Genomic DNA, 744 nt, shown 5'->3' with positions numbered 1-744 from the left:
AGGTCGCTGGCTCTCCACCGATATGAGTGTGATTTTGTTGGACGAGCCAACACGAGGCATTGACGTTGGTGCGAAATCAGAGATCTACGAACTGATTTTCAATCTTGCTGAGCGCGGTGTCACTGTGCTGGTGGTGTCGAGTGATTTGCCAGAAGTTCTTGGTATATCCGATCGCGTAATGGTGATGAAAGAAGGTGCGGTAACAGGTGAACTACAGCGCCATGAGTTTAAAGAACAAACTGCTTTGAGTTTAGCCATGCTAGACAACAACCAAGCTGCTGCATAATAAAGGAATATCCTATGTCTGTAACAAGCTCTACGAAAATACTAGAACAACAGGACGCGAAGCGTTCATGGAATTTTGCTGGGATTTGGGACCGATTCGGCATGCTGATGGTGTTCGCTGGTCTGTTTTTATTGTGTGCTTTCTTTGTGCCTTACTTTGCGACGTTCATCAATATGAAAGGTCTGGGTTTGGCGATCTCTATGAGTGGCATGGTGGCGTGTGCCATGCTGTTTTGCTTGGCGTGCGGTGATCTGGATTTGTCGGTCGCGTCCATCATTGCTTGCTCTGGTGTGGTTACCGCCGTCGCAATTAACGCAACCAGCAGCGTGGTACTTGGTGTGGGCGCAGGTCTACTTTCTGGCGTTGCCTTTGGTCTGTTAAACGGTTTTGTCATTGCTAAGTTGCAAATCAACGCACTGATCACCACTTTGGCGACTATGCAGATAGCACGAGGCTTG

The 744-nt window shown here is 48.3% G+C and carries 1 protein-coding gene and 1 pseudogene; both read left to right on the top strand.

Going from position 1 to position 744, the window contains the following annotated elements; genetic code table 11:
* Nucleotides 1-286 (top strand): annotated as a pseudogene (gene araG / locus R7Z47_RS24710) (L-arabinose ABC transporter ATP-binding protein AraG); the annotation flags it as partial.
* A gap of 14 nt (nt 287-300) precedes the next feature.
* Nucleotides 301-744, top strand: a 444-nt coding sequence (locus R7Z47_RS24705) for an ABC transporter permease subunit (protein WP_411913061.1), incomplete at its 3' end; no start/stop codon positions are given.

It is taken from the genome of Vibrio sp. 1641 (genome assembly GCF_033339995.1).
In the GTDB taxonomy this organism is placed as follows: Bacteria; Pseudomonadota; Gammaproteobacteria; order Enterobacterales; family Vibrionaceae; genus Vibrio; species Vibrio alginolyticus.
This window is presented reverse-complemented; position numbering and strand designations above follow the sequence as displayed.